Origin of the sequence: Micromonospora sp. M61, from assembly GCF_018070245.1 — a bacterium.
Taxonomy (GTDB): domain Bacteria; phylum Actinomycetota; class Actinomycetes; order Mycobacteriales; family Micromonosporaceae; genus Micromonospora; species Micromonospora zamorensis.
The window spans coordinates 60,616-77,263 of the sequence record NZ_JAGPYA010000021.1 but is presented as its reverse complement, the minus strand read 5'-3'; the positions used below and the strand labels follow the sequence as shown (position 1 = coordinate 77,263).

Below are 16,648 nucleotides of genomic sequence, written 5' to 3'. Positions count from 1 at the left end.
GTGTGCGTCTGTGATCGGCTGGCCGCGATGCTGCGTCCGGGTCCACCGCGCCCACGGCAGATTACCTACGATGGCGGGCACGTACGATGCCCACCCGCGGGCTCCGGTCCGCGGCGGCACGTCATCAGGGCCGCTTCTGGGGAGGAGACAGCCGTGAGCACTGTCGTGTTCCGCAGGCTCCCGCGTCAGCCGGGGCCCGCCCTACCGCGCGGCGAGGTGCTGCTGGAGTCGCCTCCCGAGCTGCCGGAGCCGACGCCCCGCGGCATGGGGCAGCTGCTCATGATCCTGCCGATGTTCTGCGGGGTCGGTGCGATGGCCTTCCTCTACGCCGGCAAGGGCGGCGGCATGATGACGTACGTCGCCGGTGGTCTCTTCGGCGTCTCGATGCTCGGCATGGCGATCGGTTCACTCGCCAACAGCGGTGGCAAGGACAAGGCCGAGTTGAACGCCGACCGCCGCGACTACATGCGTTACCTGGCCCAGATGCGCAAGCGCACCCGGCGGGCCGCTGAGCAGCAGCGGGCCGCGATGGCCTGGCGGCACCCGGAGCCCGACGCGCTCTGGTCGATCGCGGCGTCCCGCCGCCTCTGGGAGCGGCGGATCACCGAGGACGACTTCGGCGAGACCCGCATCGCCCTCGGCCCGCAGCGGCTGGCCGTGGAGATCGTCCCGCCGGAGACGAAGCCGGTGGAGGACCTGGAGCCGATGAGCGCCATCGCGCTCCGCCGGTTCGTGCGCGCGCACTCCACAGTGCCCGAGCTGCCGACCGCCCTGTCGGTGCGCGCGTTCAGCCGGGTGGCGCTGCGTGGCGACCGCGAGCCCGTGCTCAACCTGACCCGGGCCGCGCTCGGGCAGCTGGCCACCTTCCACGCACCGGACGACCTGGTGGTCGCGGTGGTCGCCGCTCCGGACCGACAGTCGTCCTGGGGCTGGGTCAAGTGGCTGCCACACGCCCACCACAGCGCCCGTACGGACGCCGCCGGCGCGCGCCGGTTGGTCTTCGCCAGCCTGGCCGAGGCCGAGGCCGCGCTCGCCGGTGAGCTGGCGGGGCGACCCCGGTTCGCCCCCGAGGCCAAGCCGCTGACCACCGCCGCGCACCTGGTCGTGGTCATCGACGGCGGGGAGGTCTCACCGACCTGCCAACTGGTGGGGCCAGGGTTGCTCGGCACCACCGTGATCGACCTTTCCGGGACGGTGCCGCGCGACGCGGGCCGCTGGCTGCTCTGCCTCGACGTGGCTGACGGCAGCTCGCTCGACCTGGTCCGGGGCAGCTCGTCGTCGCCGCTGGGTCGACCTGACCAGCTCAGCGCCGAGGCCGCCGAAGGGCTGGCCCGGCAGATCGCCCCGTACCGGCTCTCCCAGCAGCAGACCAGCAGCGACGAGCCGCTGGCCCGCAGCATGGAGCTGCCGGACCTGCTCGGTGTGGGTGACGCCGCGACGGTCGACGTCCAGAACACCTGGCGACCGCGGGGTCACCGGGACCGGCTGCGCATCCCGCTCGGTGTCGGCCCGGACGGCAACGTGGTCGAGCTGGACTTCAAGGAGTCGGCGCACGAGGGCATGGGCCCGCACGGTCTGGTGATCGGTGCGACCGGGTCGGGCAAGAGCGAGCTGCTCCGGACGGTGGTGGCCGCGTTGGCGGTGACCCACTCGTCGGAGGAGCTGAACTTCGTCCTGGTGGACTTCAAGGGCGGCGCGACGTTCGCCTCGTTGGAGGCGCTGCCGCACACCAGCGCGGTCATCACCAACCTGGCCGACGAGCTGCCGCTGGTCGACCGGATGCGCGACGCGCTCGCCGGGGAGATGGTGCGCCGGCAGGAGCTGCTGCGGGCGGCCGGCAACTACGTCTCCCGCTTCGAGTACGAGAAGGCCCGTGCGGCCGGCGAGCCGCTCGCCCCGATGCCCAGCCTGTTGATCATCTGTGACGAGTTCAGCGAGCTGCTCGCCGCCAAGCCCGACTTCATCGACCTGTTCGTGATGATCGGCCGACTGGGCCGGTCGCTCGGCGTGCATCTGCTGCTGGCCAGCCAGCGACTCGAAGAGGGCAAGCTCCGCGGTCTGGACACTCACCTGTCGTACCGGATCGGTCTGCGTACCTTCTCCGCTGTGGAGAGCCGGATCGTGCTCGGTGTCCCGGACGCGTACGAGCTGCCGAACGCGCCCGGTCACGGTTACCTGAAGACCGACACGAGCACGATGCTGCGGTTCCGGGCCGCGTACGTGTCGGGGGCGTACCGGGCGCCGGGGCAGCAGGCCTCCGCGTCGCAGGCGCTGGTGCAGCGACGGATCGTGCCGTACGGCCTCGACTTCGTTCCGGCCCAGGTCCCGCAGGTGCCGGTGGCCACCACGCCCGAGCCGGAGCAACCGGCCGACGGCAAGGCCGTGGCGATGCTCGACGTGCTGATCGACCAGCTCAAGGGTCGAGGGCGTCCCGCCCACCAGGTGTGGCTGCCGCCGCTGGCCGATCCGCCGGGCCTCGGCGAGCTGCTCGGCGCGCTGGCGGTCGACCCGACCTACGGGCTGTGCACGGCGTCCTGGCCCGGGCGGGGGCGGCTGACCGTACCGGTCGGGGTGGTGGACCGACCGTACGAGCAGCGCCGTGACCCGATGATGGTCGAGCTGGCGGGCGCCGGCGGCAACGTGGTCATCGTCGGCCGCTCACTGAGTGGCAAGAGCACCATGCTGCGTACGCTGCTCGCCTCGTTGGCACTCACCCACACGCCGCGTGAGGTGCAGTTCTTCTGCCTGGACTTCGGTGGGGGCGCGCTGCGCAGTCTCGACCGGTTGCCGCACATGGCGGGGGTGGCCGGTCGTCGGGACGTCGAGGCGGTCCGCCGGACGGTGGCCGAGGTGGTCGCCGTCCTGGACGACCGGGAGACGCGTTTCGCCCAGCACGGCATCGACTCGGTGGCCAGCTACCGTCGTCGCCGGGCCGCCGGTGAGTTCGCGGACGACCCGTTCGGCGACGTGTTCCTGGTGGTGGACGGCTGGAACACGCTGCGCCAGGAGTACGAGGAGCTGGAGCAGACGATCACCACGCTGGCCAACCGGGGGCTCGGTTTCGGCGTGCACGTGGTGCTCACGGCGGTGCGTTGGGCTGAGATCCGGATCAACATGCGGGATCTGCTCGGCACCAAGTTGGAGCTGCGCCTCGGTGACGCGTCGGAGTCCGAGATCGATCGTCGGGCAGCGACGAACGTGCCGGAGAAGTCGCCCGGTCGCGGTCTGACGCGCGACAAGCTGCACTTCCTCACGGCCATCTCGCGCATCGACGGTCGTCGGGACATCGAAGACCTGAGTGAGGCGTCGCTGTCCCTGGCGGGGCACGTGGCGGCCAACTGGCCGGGGCGTCCGGCGCCGAAGGTGCGGCTGCTGCCGCGCAGGCTTCCGGTGGCCGAGCTGGCCCGGCTCATCGACCGGTCGGCACCTGGCCTGCCGATCGGTGTCAACGAGTCGGCACTCGCGCCGGTCTACCTGGACCTGGTCAACGAGCCGCACCTGACGGTCTTCGGCGACGCGGAGTGCGGCAAGACCAACCTGCTGCGGTTGATCGCCCGGGGCATCACCGAGCGGTACACGCCGGCGCAGGCCCGCCTGGTGATCGCCGACTACCGGCGTGGTCTGCTGGGTGCGGTCGAGGGTGATCACCTGCTGGACTACGCCCCGTCGAACCAGGCGTTCGCGCAGGGCCTCGGCTCGATCCGCAGCGCGTTGTCCAACCGGCTGCCCGGCCCGGACGTGACCACCGCCCAGCTGCGCGACCGCAGTTGGTGGAAGGGCCCCGACCTGTACATCCTGGTGGACGACTACGACCTGGTCGCCTCCGGTGGCAGCAATCCGCTCAGCGCCCTGCAGGAGCTGCTGCCGCAGGCACGCGACATCGGTCTGCACCTGGTCATCACACGTCGGGTCGGCGGGGTGTCCCGGGCGCTCTACGAGCCGGTGCTGCAACGGTTGCGCGAACTGGACTCACCGGGCCTGCTGATGTCCGGCAACCGGGAGGAGGGCGCGGTCTTCGGAACGTTGCGGCCGAGCCCGCAGCCGCCTGGTCGCGGCACCCTCGTCCGACGGCGTGATGGCCAGCAACTGATCCAGACCGCCTGGGCGGAGCCGTCCTGACCGGTGTCCGCCGTCCGGTGCGAGGTGATCGGCCGCTCAGGTCCGATTCACCACCATCCATCGGACGTCGCCGGTCAGGGCTGCGAGGGCTGGTCTGCTTCGGCTACGGTCTTCACTGGAGTGTCCGTCGGTGGGGTGTTGCTGCCTTGCCGCGGGGGAGGGGTGCGGCGAATCCGCCACCACAACATGACGGAAGGGTGTGAGGCATGGCGTTCGAGGTCGAAGCAGCGACTCTGCATACCGCCGCGAGTGACGTGCGGTCCACGCGCAGCGAGGTTGACGGCGAGCTGAAGAAGCTCTGGAACGTGGTCGACGACCTGGCGATGGCATGGAAGGGCCAGGCGTCCACGGGCTTCCAGTCGCTGATGACGCGCTGGAGCGAAGACACGAGCAAGCTGCTGACGGCGATGGACAACATCGCCGATCTGCTCGACAAGTCGGGTACGACGCACCAGGTCAACGACGAAGAGCAGCAGCAGATGCTGGACAAGTTCCACTCTGCTCTCAACCCGTGATCCGCAGCCAGCAGAGGAGGAAATCGTGACGATCAAAGTTGACTATGCGGTCCTCGAGAGCAGCAACCAGCAGATGCAGGCCATCTCGAAGACCCTCGAGGAGAAGCTCGACACGCTGCGGTCGATGCTGACCAAGCTCCACTGGGACGGCGAGGACCGGGTTGCCTACGAGCAGCACCAGGCCAAGTGGGACGCGGCGGTCCAGGACATCAACCGCATCCTGAACGAGATCGGCGGCGCCGTCGGCATCGCCCGGGAAAACTACCTCACCACCGAGATGAGCAACTCGAAGGTGTGGGGCTGAGGCATTCGGCGGGGCGGCTCCGGTCCGGTTGATCCGGGCCGGAGCCGCACTGTATCTGGCCTCGGTGCGGCGGCGCCGGTCAGCCGGCAGCCGCTGAGTCGGTGCGCCGGCCCGGGCGCCAGCCCCGTCGGCGACCACGGGTGACGATCGGTCGCGCGATCAGCAGCAGCACGGTGAGCAGGCCACCGACCGCCGCCGCCCAGATCGCGGCGGGGCGTTGCCAGCCCAGCGGGTCGTCCTGCGCCGGGGGCATCGGGAGGGCGCCGGCGGGCGGGTTCGTCCGGGTGCCCAGCAGGCTCGACACCGCACGGTATGGATTCACCATGCCGTAGCCGATGTCGGCGTTGTGGCCTTCCGGTGGGTTGTCGGCCGTGCGTTCCAGCCGTTCGGCGATCTGTTGTGGACTGAGGTCCGGGTATGCGGCCCGGACCAGCGCGGCCGCCCCCGAGACGTACGCGGCGGCGTAGCTGGTGCCGCCGTTCGGCTCGCCGCGGTAGCCGGCTCCCTGCGGTGCCGGCCCGATGATGTTCAACCCCGGTGCGGCGATGTCGACGTAGTCGCCGCTGATCGAGCTGCCCACGTGACCGCCCTGCTCGTCGACCCCACCGACGGCGATCACCCCGGGGTACGCGGCCGGGTAACCCGGTCTGTCCTGCTGGCCCTCCTGCCGGTTGCCGGCGGCGGCGACCAGCACCACCCGCTTGGCCAGGGCCCGCTCGACGGCGGCTGTCAGCTCGGGGCCGGGAACGGTGGTCAGGGACAGGTTGATGACGTCGGCGCCCTGCTCGACCGCCCAGTCGATGGCCGCGGCGATCTGCCCGGGGAGGTCGGGGTCGTTGGTGTCCTTGAGGTCCGGCAGGACCCGGACGGGGAGGATGCGGGCAGCCGGGGCGATGCCGCTGAACGGGACGCCCGTGCCCTCCCGGCCGGCGATGATGCCGGCGATCATCGTGCCGTGCCCGACCAGGTCGCACTGGCCCTGGTTGGCCGGCAGATCGTTGAAGTCGCGGCCTTCGAGCACCTGACCATTGAGCAGCGGATGGGTCGCGGAGACCCCGGAGTCGATCACCGCCACCGTGACGCCGGCGCCCCGGGACAGTGGCCACGCCGAGGACGGCTCAAGTCGGCGCAACGCCCATGGCGTCTCCGTCAGGCTCTCCTCGCTGGCTGGGCCGCAGGAGGGCGCTGCCGCGGCTGCCGGGGTGGGTGCCACCAGGCCGGCGCCGAGCAGAGCCGCCAGCGCTCCACTGAGGACCGCTGTGACGGGACGACGGGACAGGGTGGTCGCGCTCAACGGCGGGCATTCGCGCACTCGCAGAGATTACCGCTGTGCCCGGTCGGGCAGCGGCCCGGCGACCGAGGGTCAGGCCTGGGGGCCGACCTCCGCGGTGGACGGATCGGCGAACAGCGCGAGCAGGGCACCGACCTGGCGGTCGGCCTCGGCGGGATGACGGAACCGACCGGACGGGTTGAGGGTGTACTCGTTGCGCCGCCCGACGCGGGTGCGGTGCAGGTATCCGCCCGCCTCCAGGTCGGCGACGATCGCCTGCGCGGCACGTTCGGTCACGCCGACCTCGGCGGCGACATCCCGCAGCCGGGCGGTGGGGTCGCGGGCGATGGCCAGCAGAACGTGCCCGTGATTGGTGAGGAACGTCCAGTTCCGCCCACCACCGGTGTCGCCCGCCGCCGTCTTCGTCATCGTGTGACCGCCTCTCCGGATGCCGACCCTGCCCTCGAGGAGTCTCGTCGGCCCTGCCCGAGGTGCGTTACCCAGGGGCGAGCTGAGGTCAACGTATGAAATCCATATCACGTATACCTTGACGCATCTTACGGTGCGTGTGACCGTAAAAGCCGAGCCAGCGCCCGCCGCCGGCCCGGCTCAAGAGCCGGTTGACCAGGTCAGATGCGTCGAGACGAGGTGCGGGGATGAGTCATTCCGGAACGCCCGGCGGACAGCCGGGCCCGCAGCGGACCACCGACCGCGCCCCGGCGCTGAGCGAGCCGGCCCGCGCGTACGCCGAGTTGGTCGCCGGCAACCGGCGCTTCGTCGGCGGCGCCCCCCGCCACCCCAACCAGGACGCCGGGCATCGGGCCGCAGTGGCCGACGGGCAGCACCCGTTCGCGGTGATCGTCGGCTGCTCCGACTCCCGCCTGGCCGCTGAGATCATCTTCGACCGCGGGCTGGGCGACCTGTTCGTGGTCCGCACCGCCGGCCACACCGCCGGCCCCGAGGTGCTCGGCAGCGTGGAGTACGCGGTGACAGTGCTGGGCACCCCGCTGGTGGTGGTGCTCGGGCACGACTCGTGCGGTGCGGTGCAGGCGGCCCGGGAGGTCGCCACGACCGGCACCCAACCTCAGGGGCACCTGCGGGCGGTGGTCGACGCGGTGCTGCCCAGCCTGCGCCGGGCCGAGACCGAGGGTGTGCAGGACATCGACGGCATCGTCGACATCCACATCGCACAGACCGTCGAGACGCTGCTCGGGCAGTCGCCGGTGCTGGCCGACGAGGTGGCGCAGGGGCGGTGCGCGGTGGTCGGTGTGTCGTACCGGCTCGCCGCCGGAGCGGTCCGCCCGGTGGCCGCCGTGCCGGCCGGCTTCGCGACGCTCGGCGAGGAGGCCGGGCCCCTCGACCCGGCCGCGCCCGCCGCCGCCTGACGCGACGAGGGCCGCTCCGCGCGACGCGGAACGGCCCTCGGCGAGGGTTCAGCGGGTCAGAGCAGCGACATGTGGACGTGGTCGGTGTGGTTCGACGGCCCGCTGTACGAACTCCAGCCGGTCGCCGGGAACCAGATCTGCCGGTTCCAGATCACGTAGTAGATGCCCAGCCGGTCGGCGTTACGGATGAGGAAGGCGGCGACGTTGTTGCCGTACCTCCGGGTGTCATCGTTGTGCCACGGGGCGAAGCCGCTCTTCTGCAGCGACCAGTCGCAGGCACGGCCCTTCGGGTGCTCCCACGGCCCACCGGATCGGTAGCAGCCGACGAACCGGTTGTAGCCGGCCGCCTTGACCTCCTTGTACGCGTGCAGCGTGCGGGGCGTGACGCAACCGGACGTGGTCGGGTCATTCTCGCTGCACGACTGCGGCTTCCAGTTACCGTCGGCGGTGCGACCCGGCCCGATCTTGGCCACCTTCGAGGTGGCGTCCACCAGGCCGCCGGTGAAGCCCTTGCCGCCAACGAGGGAGAGCGCCTTGTCCGCCTCGCTCTTCCGCCTCGCCATCAGGGCGGTCTGCTTCTGCTGCTCGCGGACCTCCGCGTCGAGGGCCAGCTTGGCCTGCTCGGCGCGGGCCTTCACCGTGTTGACCTCGGCGAGCTTCTTCTCATTGACCATGTTCATCTCGTCGAGCACCGCGGCGCGCTGGACGAAGGCGTCGGGAGCCTTGCTCTCCAGCAGCATCGCGAGCGCGCCGATCCGGCCGGTCCGGTACGACTGGGCGGCGATCAGCCCGACCTGTGGGGTCAACGCGTCCAGGTCGGCCTTGGCCCGGTCGACCTCCAGGGCCAGCTCCAACTGCCGCTTCTTGGATTTGTCCAGTTGGGACTTGGCGGCGGAGTAGTCGCGGTTCGCCTGCTCGATGACGTCGGTGAGCAGCTGCGGCTCGCCGTCCTCCTCGTGCCCGGACGGTGTGGGGGTCGTCGGGGCGGCGTGGGCCGGGAGGGGCCCGGCGAGCACGGTCAATGCGGCGATCACGGCCACCACGGGTGTCAACCAGCGGCGTAGGGGTGCCGTCACAATGTTCCCTTCCGTCGACCGCCGACCGGGTTAGCTGACGGGTTCGGGGCGGAAGTGGCCCCTACCGCTGACGCGGATTCACCCCACGTACCTGGGTCCCCGATTCGCCGGTTGGCGATTGGGCGGTGGCACCGCAGGCGCCGCTTCGCGCCTTCATCGGTAACCGGCAGCGAGGTTACCCGAGAGTCGGCCGTGTGAGCTACGCCTGGATGCCGACCAAAAGCGTCATTTCGCCATAGCGTTGAGTGACCAGTGACGTGGTTCTCAGGGTGGACGCCCGATCTGGTCACGCTGAGGAGTGTCACCATGCCGTATCCGTGCTCCTGTTCGGCTCCGGCCACCCGTCGGTGGCGGTGGATGGGGGTGGGGTCCGCGTCGGTTCCGGCTCGTCGGAGCGACCCGCTCGCGGAGAGATGAGTGCGGCCAGTGCCTCCGCCCGGTCCGGCTGAGGTCGCGGGGCGGAAGCGTCGGTGGACGGTGTGGCGTCCGTGCGCCCGGCCGCGGTCACCACTGCGGCCAGCCCGGTGGTCAGTGGCACGGCGGCGATCAGGCCGAGGGTGGCGACCGCGCTGCGGACGATCTCCTGCGCGAGGAACTCGCTGGTGAGGATCTGCCCGATCGGCCGCGCGTCGGCGGTGAGCAGGAGCAGCAGGGGCAGCGACGCGCCCGCGTACGCCAGCACGATGGTGTTGACAGTGGAGGCGATGTGCGCGCGGCCGACCCGGGTCGCGGCCCGGTAGAGCTGCAACCGGGTCAGGCCGGGGTTGGCGTGCGCCAACTCGGTGACGGTGGCCGCCTGGGTGACCGTCACGTCGTCGAGCACCCCGAGCGAGCCGATGATGATCCCGGCGAGCAGCAGACCGTGCAGGTCCACGTCGCCCTGGAACATCGACAGCGTGGTGGCGTCCTCGCTGCCGAAGCCGGTGAGGTGGGTTGCCGCCGTCGCGATGGTGGCGAGCACGCCGGTCAGCACCAGGCTGCCCAGGGTGCCGAGGACCGCGACCGAGGTCTGTGCGGTGACCCCGTGCGTCAGGTAGAGCACCACGAACATGATCAGGGCGGCACCCACCACCGCCACCAGCAGGGGTGACTTGCCGGCGCCGATGCCCGGCAGCACGAAGGTGAGCAGGATGGCGAAGCTGGCCGCCAACCCGGCGAGCGCGGCCAGGCCCCGCCACCTACCGAACGCGACGATCGCCGCGGCGAAGACCACCGCCAACCACAGCATCGGGGTGCCACGCTGGTGCTCGGAGATGTTCCAGTTGCTGGTGCTGGGATCGGTGGGATCGGTCAGCTCGACCAGGATGACCTCGTCGCCGACCGCGACCCGGGGTGCGCCCGGCCCGTCGGGCACCGGTGTCTGCACCTGCTGGCCGGCGGACGGCCCATCGTCCACCCGGACGTCGACAGTGCCGCACTGCCCGCCGCCGACGCGTGGTGTGCCCTCCGGGCTCGACGGTGTCGGCGGGCATGGTTCGGTCACCACCCGGGTCACCGTGCCGGGGAAGCGCGGCACATCCGCCCCGCCGTCGGTCTCCGGTGCCCCACCGCGCGGCCAGAGCAGCAGTGCTGCGAGCACGGTGGCGACGAAGAGGGGCACCACCGTCATGATGAGGATCCGCCGGACCCGGGGCGGGGCGGACGGAGCGGGGCGGGTGTGGTCGGAACCCAAGGCGAGACTCCCAACGATCCGGTGCGGGGTACGTGTCAGTGGGCCGGTCGGTTCATCCGCACTGCGGAATCGCGGCGGGAGACGCGGCGGATCGCTGACCGACGACCATCCGATCACGGATGGTCAGTGCCCGGCCCGGGCGGCCAGGAGCGACGCCACCGGGTGGCGGCGCCGGTGCCCGTTCGTGCAGCGGCATGCGGGGGGTCATCGTGGGGAATGCTAACCAGCCCGGCTTGGGGACGCAGGTCGTGACGGAGTGTCGCCGCCGAACCGCTCGCGTGCCGGTCCCCGGCCAGGCATGTTGGAGACATGCCCGCTCAATCACCGCCCGATCCCGGCCATGAGCGGCACGCCACCCCGGCCGCGCCCCCGCAGCAAGCGGGGCACGACAAGCACGCCGGGCACGACAAGCACGCCGGGCACGATCCGGCGATGTTCCGTCGTCGCTTCTGGGTCTGCCTTGCGCTCACCATCCCGGTGGTCCTGGCCAGCCACCTGGTCTGGGACCAGCTGGGTCTGAGCTGGGACGTTCCCGGCCGCTCCTGGGTGGGTCCGGTGCTCGGCTCGGCGGTGTTCTGGTGGGGCGGCTGGCCGTTCCTGGTCGGTGCGGTCCGGGAGGTGCGGGACCGGGCGCCCGGGATGATGCTGCTGGTCGCGATGGCGATCACCGTGGCGTACACCGCGTCCCTGGCGACCAGCGTGGGCGTCTTCGACCTGGACTTCTGGTGGGAGTTGGCCGCGCTGGTCACCATCATGCTGCTCGGGCACTGGCAGGAGATGAAGGCCATCGGGCAGGCCCGGGGAGCGCTCGTGGCGCTGGCCGCGCTGCTACCGGACGAGGCCGAGCGGGTGGCGGCGGATGGCCGGGTCGAGGCGGTGCCGGTGACCGGTCTGCGGGTCGGTGACGTGGTGCTGGTCCGCCCGGGCGGGCGGGTGCCGGCCGACGGGCGGATCATCGATGGCGGCGCCGAGCTGGATGAATCGATGATCACCGGGGAGTCGCGGCCGGTCGCCCGGTCGACGGGTGATCGGGTGGTGGCCGGCACCGTCGCCACCGACTCGGCGATCCGGGTCGGTGTGGAGGCGCTGGGTGAGCAGACCGCACTCGCCGGGATCCAGCGCATGGTCGCGCAGGCCCAGGCTTCCGGTGGGCGGACCCAACTGCTGGCCGACCGTTTCGCCGCGGCGCTGTTCTACGTGGCCACCGGCACCGCCGTGCTGACCGTGCTGGTCTGGACCGCGCTCGGTCAGCCCGACGAGGCGGTGGTGCGTGCGGTCACCGTCCTGGTGATCGCCTGCCCGCACGCGCTGGGTCTGGCCATCCCCCTGGTCGTCGCGCTCTCCACCGCATTGGCCGCGCGGTCCGGAATCCTGGTCAAGGACCGGTTGGCGTTGGAGCGGATGCGGACGGTCGGCGCGGTTCTCTTCGACAAGACCGGCACGCTGACCCGGGGCGAGCACGCGGTCACCGACGTGGTGACGGTGCCGGGCAACGGGCGGGACGAGGTGCTGCGGATCGCGGCGGGTGTCGAGTCGGACAGTGAACATCCGTTGGCCCGAGCGATCGTGGCGGCTGCCGGACACGCAGGCCCGGTCCCGGCCGCCGGGTTCCGGTCGCTGCCGGGCCGCGGTGTGCAGGCGACGATCGACGGTACGGAGTACGCGGTGGGCGGGCCGGCGCTGCTGCGGGAACTGGGCCTGTCGCTCCCGACGGAGCTGGTGACGGCGAACGAGCGGTGGTCGGCGCGGGGTGCGGCGGTGCTGCATCTGGTGCGGCTGCCGGACGCCGTGCTCGGCGCGTTCGTGTTGACCGACGAGGTGCGTCCGGAGGCCCGGCGGGCCGTCGACGAGCTGCGTGCCGAGGGCGTCCGAACCATCGCCATGATCACGGGTGACGCCCGCCCGGTCGCCGAGGCGGTCGCGGCCGAGGTCGGTTTCCGGCCCGGTGTCGACGAGGTCTTCGCCGAGGTGCTGCCGGGGGAGAAGGACGACCGGGTGGCGGAGCTCCAGCGGCGAGGGTTGATCGTGGCGATGGTCGGTGACGGGGTGAACGACGCTCCGGCGTTGGCCCGAGCGGACGTCGGTATCGCGATCGGCGCGGGCACCGATGTGGCGATCGAGTCCGCCGGGGTGGTGCTGGCGTCCTCGGACCCGCGCGGGGTGGCTGCCGTGGTCCGGTTGTCCCGGGGCTCGTACCGGAAGATGCGACAGAACCTGGCCTGGGCGGCGGGCTACAACGTGGTGGCGCTGCCGCTGGCGGCGGGTGTGCTGGCCTGGGCCGGCGTGGCGTTGAGCCCGGCGGTGGCAGCGGTGCTGATGTCCGCGTCCACCATCGTGGTGGCGCTCAACGCGCAGTTGCTGCGCCGCGTCCGTCTCGACCCGGCGCTGGACTGAGGGGCGTCAGCCGCGCTTCATCAGCCGGCCGACCGCCGCCATCATCTCGGTGGCCATCTCGTCGGCCCGGCCCTCGGCCGCCCCCTCGTGCATGCAGTGCCGGGCATGCCCGTCGAGCAGCCCCAGCGCCACCTTGTCGAGTGCGGCCTGGATGGCGGAGATCTGGGTGAGCACGTCGATGCAGTAGCGGTCGTCGTCGACCATCTTCTCGATGCCGCGGACCTGCCCTTCGACGCGGCGGAGCCGCGTGAGCAGCTGGTCCTTGCTGGCGGTGTACCCGCGGATCGGGGTGGGTGCGGTCATGCGAACCAGGATAGCGTACCCCTGGGGGGTATGGTACGGTCGTCTTCGGGTGGGATACCCCCACCGGGTACGGGTAATCCGTTCAGGGAGGCGTTCCAATGGTCAACACGACGTACCAGGTGCAGGGCATGACCTGTGGGCACTGCGTCAGCGCGGTGAGCGCCGAGGTCGGCGCGATCCCGGGCGTGCAGGACGTCCAGGTCGACCTCGCGGCCGGCCGGGTCACCGTCAGCAGCGACCAGCCACTGGACCCGGCAGTTGTCCGGGCTGCCGTCGACGAGGCCGGCTACGACCTCGTCGACGCGTGATCGGAGGGCGGGCATGCGCACCGTGACGAGACTGGCCGGGTTCGCCGTGGGCCTCGCGGCGGTCTTCGGCACGACGTACGGGATCGGCCGGGTCGTCGACCGCGCCCCGGTGGTCGAGGGCCGGCACGACGGCGACGGCGCCCATGCGACGGGCGAGCACGACGAGACGACCGACCGGCTCCCCGGCGGCCTGCTCGTGTCCGACCGGGGCTACACCCTCGAACCGGTCGACGCCCCGGAGGACGAGTTCGCCTTCCGGATCGCCGGGCCGGACGGTCAACCGGTGACCCGGTACGACGTGGCGCACGACAAGCAGATGCACCTGATCGTCGCCCGGCGGGACCTCTCCGGCTTCCGTCACGTGCACCCCGAGCTGGCAGCGGACGGCACCTGGCGGGTCGACACCCCGCTGGCCGGTGCCGGGCTGTGGCGGGCGTTCGCCGACTTCACCCCGACCGGAGGCGAGGCGCTGACCCTGGGGGTGGACGTGACCGTCCCCGGTGAGCTGACCGAACGGCCGCTGCCCGCCCCCTCGACCAGCACCACCGTCGACGGCTACACCGTCACCCTGACCGGCTCGCCGCAGCCTGGCCGCACCTCACCGCTGACCCTGACGGTGAGTCGGGGCGGGCAGCCGGTCACCGACCTGGAGCCCTACCTGGGCGCGTACGGGCACCTGGTGGCCCTGCGCCGGGGTGACCTGGCGTACCTGCACGTGCACCCGGACGGGACTCCCGGCGACGGGCGGACCCGGCCCGGCCCCGCGGTCACCTTCCTCGCCGAGGTGCCGTCGGCTGGCAGCTACCGGCTCTACCTCGACTTCCGGCACGGCGGGGCGGTGCACACCGCCGAGTTCACCGTCGTCGCCGGCACCCCAGCGGCCGGCACTCCAGCGGCCGACGCCCCACCCACCGGGGGCGACCCGAGCGGACCCGCACCGACCGGGGGCGCCGACCACGGCACCCCCGGACACGGGCACAACTGACGGGACCAGACGATGACCACCACCAGCAGCAGACCACTGCCCGAGGCGCCGAACCGGATCGAGTTGGCGATCGGCGGGATGACGTGCGCAGCCTGCGCCGCCCGGATCGAGAAGAAGCTCAACCGGATGGACGGCGTGAGTGCCACGGTCAACTACGCCACCGAGAAGGCGACCGTCCGGTACGCCGACGCCGTCACGCCGGACGACCTGATCGAGACCGTGCAGAAGACCGGCTACACGGCCGCACTGCCCAGCGCGCCGGCCGAAGAGCAGTCGGTGGACCCGCTGAAGGGCCCGCGTACCCGGCTCTGGGTGTCGGTGGCACTGAGCGTGCCGGTGGTCCTGCTGGCGATGGTCCCGGCCTGGCAGTTCGACTACTGGCAGTGGCTGTCGTTGACCCTGGCCGCCCCGGTGGTGGTCTGGGGTGGGCTGCCGTTCCACCGGGCCGCCTGGACCAATCTGCGGCACGGCGCCGCGACCATGGACACGCTGGTGTCGCTCGGCACCCTGGCGGCGTTCGGCTGGTCGCTCTGGGCGCTCTTCCTCGGCGACGCCGGGATGCCGGGGATGACGCACCCGTTCCGCTTCGACATCACCCGCACCGACGGTGCCGGCAACATCTACCTGGAGGCGGCCGCCGGGGTGACGGTGTTCATCCTGGCCGGTCGCTATTTCGAGGCCCGTTCCAAGCGGACCGCCGGTGCCGCCCTGCGCGCCCTGCTCGAACTCGGGGCCAGGGAGGTGGCGGTGCTGCGGGACGGGGTGGAGACCCTGATTCCGGTGGACCGGCTCGTCGTCGGTGACCGGTTCGTGGTCCGTCCCGGGGAGAAGATCGCCACCGACGGGGTGGTCGACGAGGGCACCTCCGCCGTGGACGCCAGCATGCTCACCGGTGAGTCGGTGCCGGTCGAGGTCGGCCCCGGCGACGGCGTGGTCGGCGCCACCATCAACGCGGGCGGCCGACTGGTGGTCACCGCGACCCGGGTCGGCGCGGACACCCAGCTCGCCCGGATGGCCGATCTGGTCGAGCAGGCGCAGAGCGGCAAGGCGGCCGTGCAGCGGCTGGCGGACCGGATCTCCGGCGTCTTCGTGCCGATCGTCATCACGCTGGCCGTCGGCACCCTCGGCTGGTGGCTCGGCACCGGAGCCGGCCCGACCGCAGCGTTCACCGCTGCCGTGGCCGTCCTGATCATCGCCTGCCCGTGCGCGCTGGGCCTGGCCACGCCGACCGCGCTGCTGGTCGGCACCGGCCGGGGCGCGCAGCTCGGTGTGCTCATCAAGGGGCCGGAGGTCCTGGAGTCGACCCGCCGGGTGGACACCGTGGTGCTGGACAAGACGGGCACCGTCACGACCGGCCGGATGACGCTGGTGGACGTGGTGCCGGCGAGCGGGGAGGACCGGGCCGAGCTGCTCCGGCTCGCCGGTGCGGTGGAGGCCGCCTCCGAGCACCCGATCGCCCGTGCCGTCGCCGCGGGTGCCGCCGAGGCCGGCGCCCTGCCTTCGGTGACCGGCTTCCGCAACCTCGAAGGGCTGGGCGTGACCGGCACTGTCGACGGAACTGTCGTGCTGGTCGGTCGGGCCCGGCTGCTGCGCGAGCACGACATCGACGTACCGCCGGAGGTCGAGTGGGCCGTGCGCGACGCGGAGGCCGCCGGCCGTACGGCGATCGTCGCCGGCTGGGACGGGCGGGCCCGGGGCGTGCTCGCGGTCGCCGACGTGGTGCGGCCGACCAGTCGGGCGGCGGTGGCCCGGTTGCGCGCGCTGGGGCTCACTCCGGTCCTGCTGACCGGGGACAACACCACAGTGGCCCGGGCGGTCGCCGCCGAGGTGGGCATCGACGAGGTGATCGCCGAGGTGCTGCCGGCCGGGAAGGTCGACGTGGTCAAGCGGCTCCAGGCCGAGGGGCGGTCGGTGGCGATGGTCGGCGACGGGGTCAACGACGCCCCGGCGCTGGCCCAGGCCGACCTCGGGCTGGCCATGGGCACCGGCACCGACGTGGCGATCGAGGCGTCCGACCTCACTCTCGTCCGGGGCGACCTGGACGCCGCTGTGGATGCGATCCGGTTGTCCCGACGCACGCTCGGCATCATCCGGGGCAACCTGTTCTGGGCCTTCGGCTACAACGTGGCGGCCCTGCCGTTGGCCGCCGCCGGGCTGCTCAACCCGATGATCGCCGGTGCCACGATGGCGCTGTCCTCGGTCTTCGTAGTGGCCAACAGTCTGCGGCTGCGACGGTTCCGTTCGGCCACCGCCGATCGCGGACTGTGACGAGGGGAATGGTTGGACCGGTGATAGCCGGGGTATTGCTGGTGTTGTA

The 16,648-nt window shown here is 71.9% G+C and carries 13 protein-coding genes and 1 riboswitch; of the genes, 8 read left to right on the top strand and 5 right to left on the bottom strand.

Going from position 1 to position 16,648, the window contains the following annotated elements:
• Nucleotides 1-153: 153 nt before the first annotated feature.
• The 3 genes from eccCa to KBX34_RS14600 all read left to right on the top strand — a co-directional run bounded on the left by eccCa (nt 154) and on the right by KBX34_RS14600 (nt 4,938).
• The gene (eccCa, locus tag KBX34_RS14610) at nt 154-4,119 is read left to right on the top strand and encodes a type VII secretion protein EccCa (RefSeq protein WP_210925422.1); all 3,966 of its coding nucleotides are present in this window, start codon (nt 154-156) and stop codon (nt 4,117-4,119) included.
• Between the two features lie 206 nt (nt 4,120-4,325).
• Entirely contained in the window at nt 4,326-4,634 is a 309-nt protein-coding gene (locus KBX34_RS14605) for a WXG100 family type VII secretion target (RefSeq protein WP_088951260.1), read from the top strand.
• A gap of 25 nt (nt 4,635-4,659) precedes the next feature.
• A complete protein-coding gene (locus KBX34_RS14600) occupies nt 4,660-4,938 on the top strand; it encodes a WXG100 family type VII secretion target (protein WP_088951261.1) in 279 nt (92 codons plus the stop codon).
• A 79-nt stretch (nt 4,939-5,017) separates the two neighbouring features.
• Here KBX34_RS14600 and mycP read toward each other — a convergent pair whose 3' ends face one another.
• Together mycP and KBX34_RS14590 are read right to left on the bottom strand one after the other, a co-directional pair.
• Nucleotides 5,018-6,250, bottom strand: a complete 1,233-nt coding sequence (gene mycP / locus KBX34_RS14595) for a type VII secretion-associated serine protease mycosin (RefSeq protein ID WP_307871400.1) — start codon at nt 6,248-6,250, stop codon at nt 5,018-5,020.
• A 51-nt stretch (nt 6,251-6,301) separates the two neighbouring features.
• Entirely contained in the window at nt 6,302-6,637 is a 336-nt protein-coding gene (locus KBX34_RS14590) for a MarR family winged helix-turn-helix transcriptional regulator (RefSeq protein ID WP_088951263.1), read from the bottom strand.
• Nucleotides 6,638-6,864: 227 nt separating this feature from the next.
• Between KBX34_RS14590 and KBX34_RS14585 the strand changes: the two genes are divergently transcribed.
• Entirely contained in the window at nt 6,865-7,593 is a 729-nt protein-coding gene (locus KBX34_RS14585; RefSeq protein WP_099850111.1) for a carbonic anhydrase, read from the top strand.
• A gap of 56 nt (nt 7,594-7,649) precedes the next feature.
• Here KBX34_RS14585 and KBX34_RS14580 read toward each other — a convergent pair whose 3' ends face one another.
• Nucleotides 7,650-8,669: a hypothetical protein gene (locus KBX34_RS14580; RefSeq protein ID WP_210925420.1), complete on the bottom strand. Its 1,020-nt coding sequence runs from the start codon at nt 8,667-8,669 to the stop codon at nt 7,650-7,652.
• A gap of 4 nt (nt 8,670-8,673) precedes the next feature.
• Nucleotides 8,674-8,804, bottom strand: a riboswitch (cyclic di-AMP (ydaO/yuaA leader).
• A gap of 166 nt (nt 8,805-8,970) precedes the next feature.
• A complete protein-coding gene (locus tag KBX34_RS14575) occupies nt 8,971-10,341 on the bottom strand; it encodes a YibE/F family protein (protein WP_210792478.1) in 1,371 nt (456 codons plus the stop codon).
• 309 nt (nt 10,342-10,650) lie between these two features.
• Between KBX34_RS14575 and KBX34_RS14570 the strand changes: the two genes are divergently transcribed.
• Nucleotides 10,651-12,735 (top strand): copper-translocating P-type ATPase, encoded by a 2,085-nt coding sequence (locus KBX34_RS14570; RefSeq protein ID WP_247671821.1) that lies wholly within the window; start codon nt 10,651-10,653, stop codon nt 12,733-12,735.
• 6 nt (nt 12,736-12,741) lie between these two features.
• Here the strand turns inward: KBX34_RS14570 and KBX34_RS14565 are convergent, their stop codons facing one another.
• Nucleotides 12,742-13,038, bottom strand: a complete 297-nt coding sequence (locus tag KBX34_RS14565; RefSeq protein ID WP_088951268.1) for a metal-sensitive transcriptional regulator — start codon at nt 13,036-13,038, stop codon at nt 12,742-12,744.
• A gap of 98 nt (nt 13,039-13,136) precedes the next feature.
• Between KBX34_RS14565 and KBX34_RS14560 the strand changes: the two genes are divergently transcribed.
• Genes KBX34_RS14560 through KBX34_RS14550 form a run of 3 tightly spaced genes read left to right on the top strand, consistent with a single transcriptional unit; the run spans nt 13,137 to nt 16,599 of the window.
• The gene (locus KBX34_RS14560; protein WP_088951269.1) at nt 13,137-13,346 is read left to right on the top strand and encodes a heavy-metal-associated domain-containing protein; all 210 of its coding nucleotides are present in this window, start codon (nt 13,137-13,139) and stop codon (nt 13,344-13,346) included.
• 13 nt (nt 13,347-13,359) lie between these two features.
• Nucleotides 13,360-14,331, top strand: a complete 972-nt coding sequence (locus tag KBX34_RS14555; RefSeq protein WP_210925418.1) for a hypothetical protein — start codon at nt 13,360-13,362, stop codon at nt 14,329-14,331.
• Nucleotides 14,332-14,343: 12 nt separating this feature from the next.
• Nucleotides 14,344-16,599: a cation-translocating P-type ATPase gene (locus KBX34_RS14550; protein ID WP_210925416.1), complete on the top strand. Its 2,256-nt coding sequence runs from the start codon at nt 14,344-14,346 to the stop codon at nt 16,597-16,599.
• Nucleotides 16,600-16,648 lie beyond the last annotated feature (49 nt).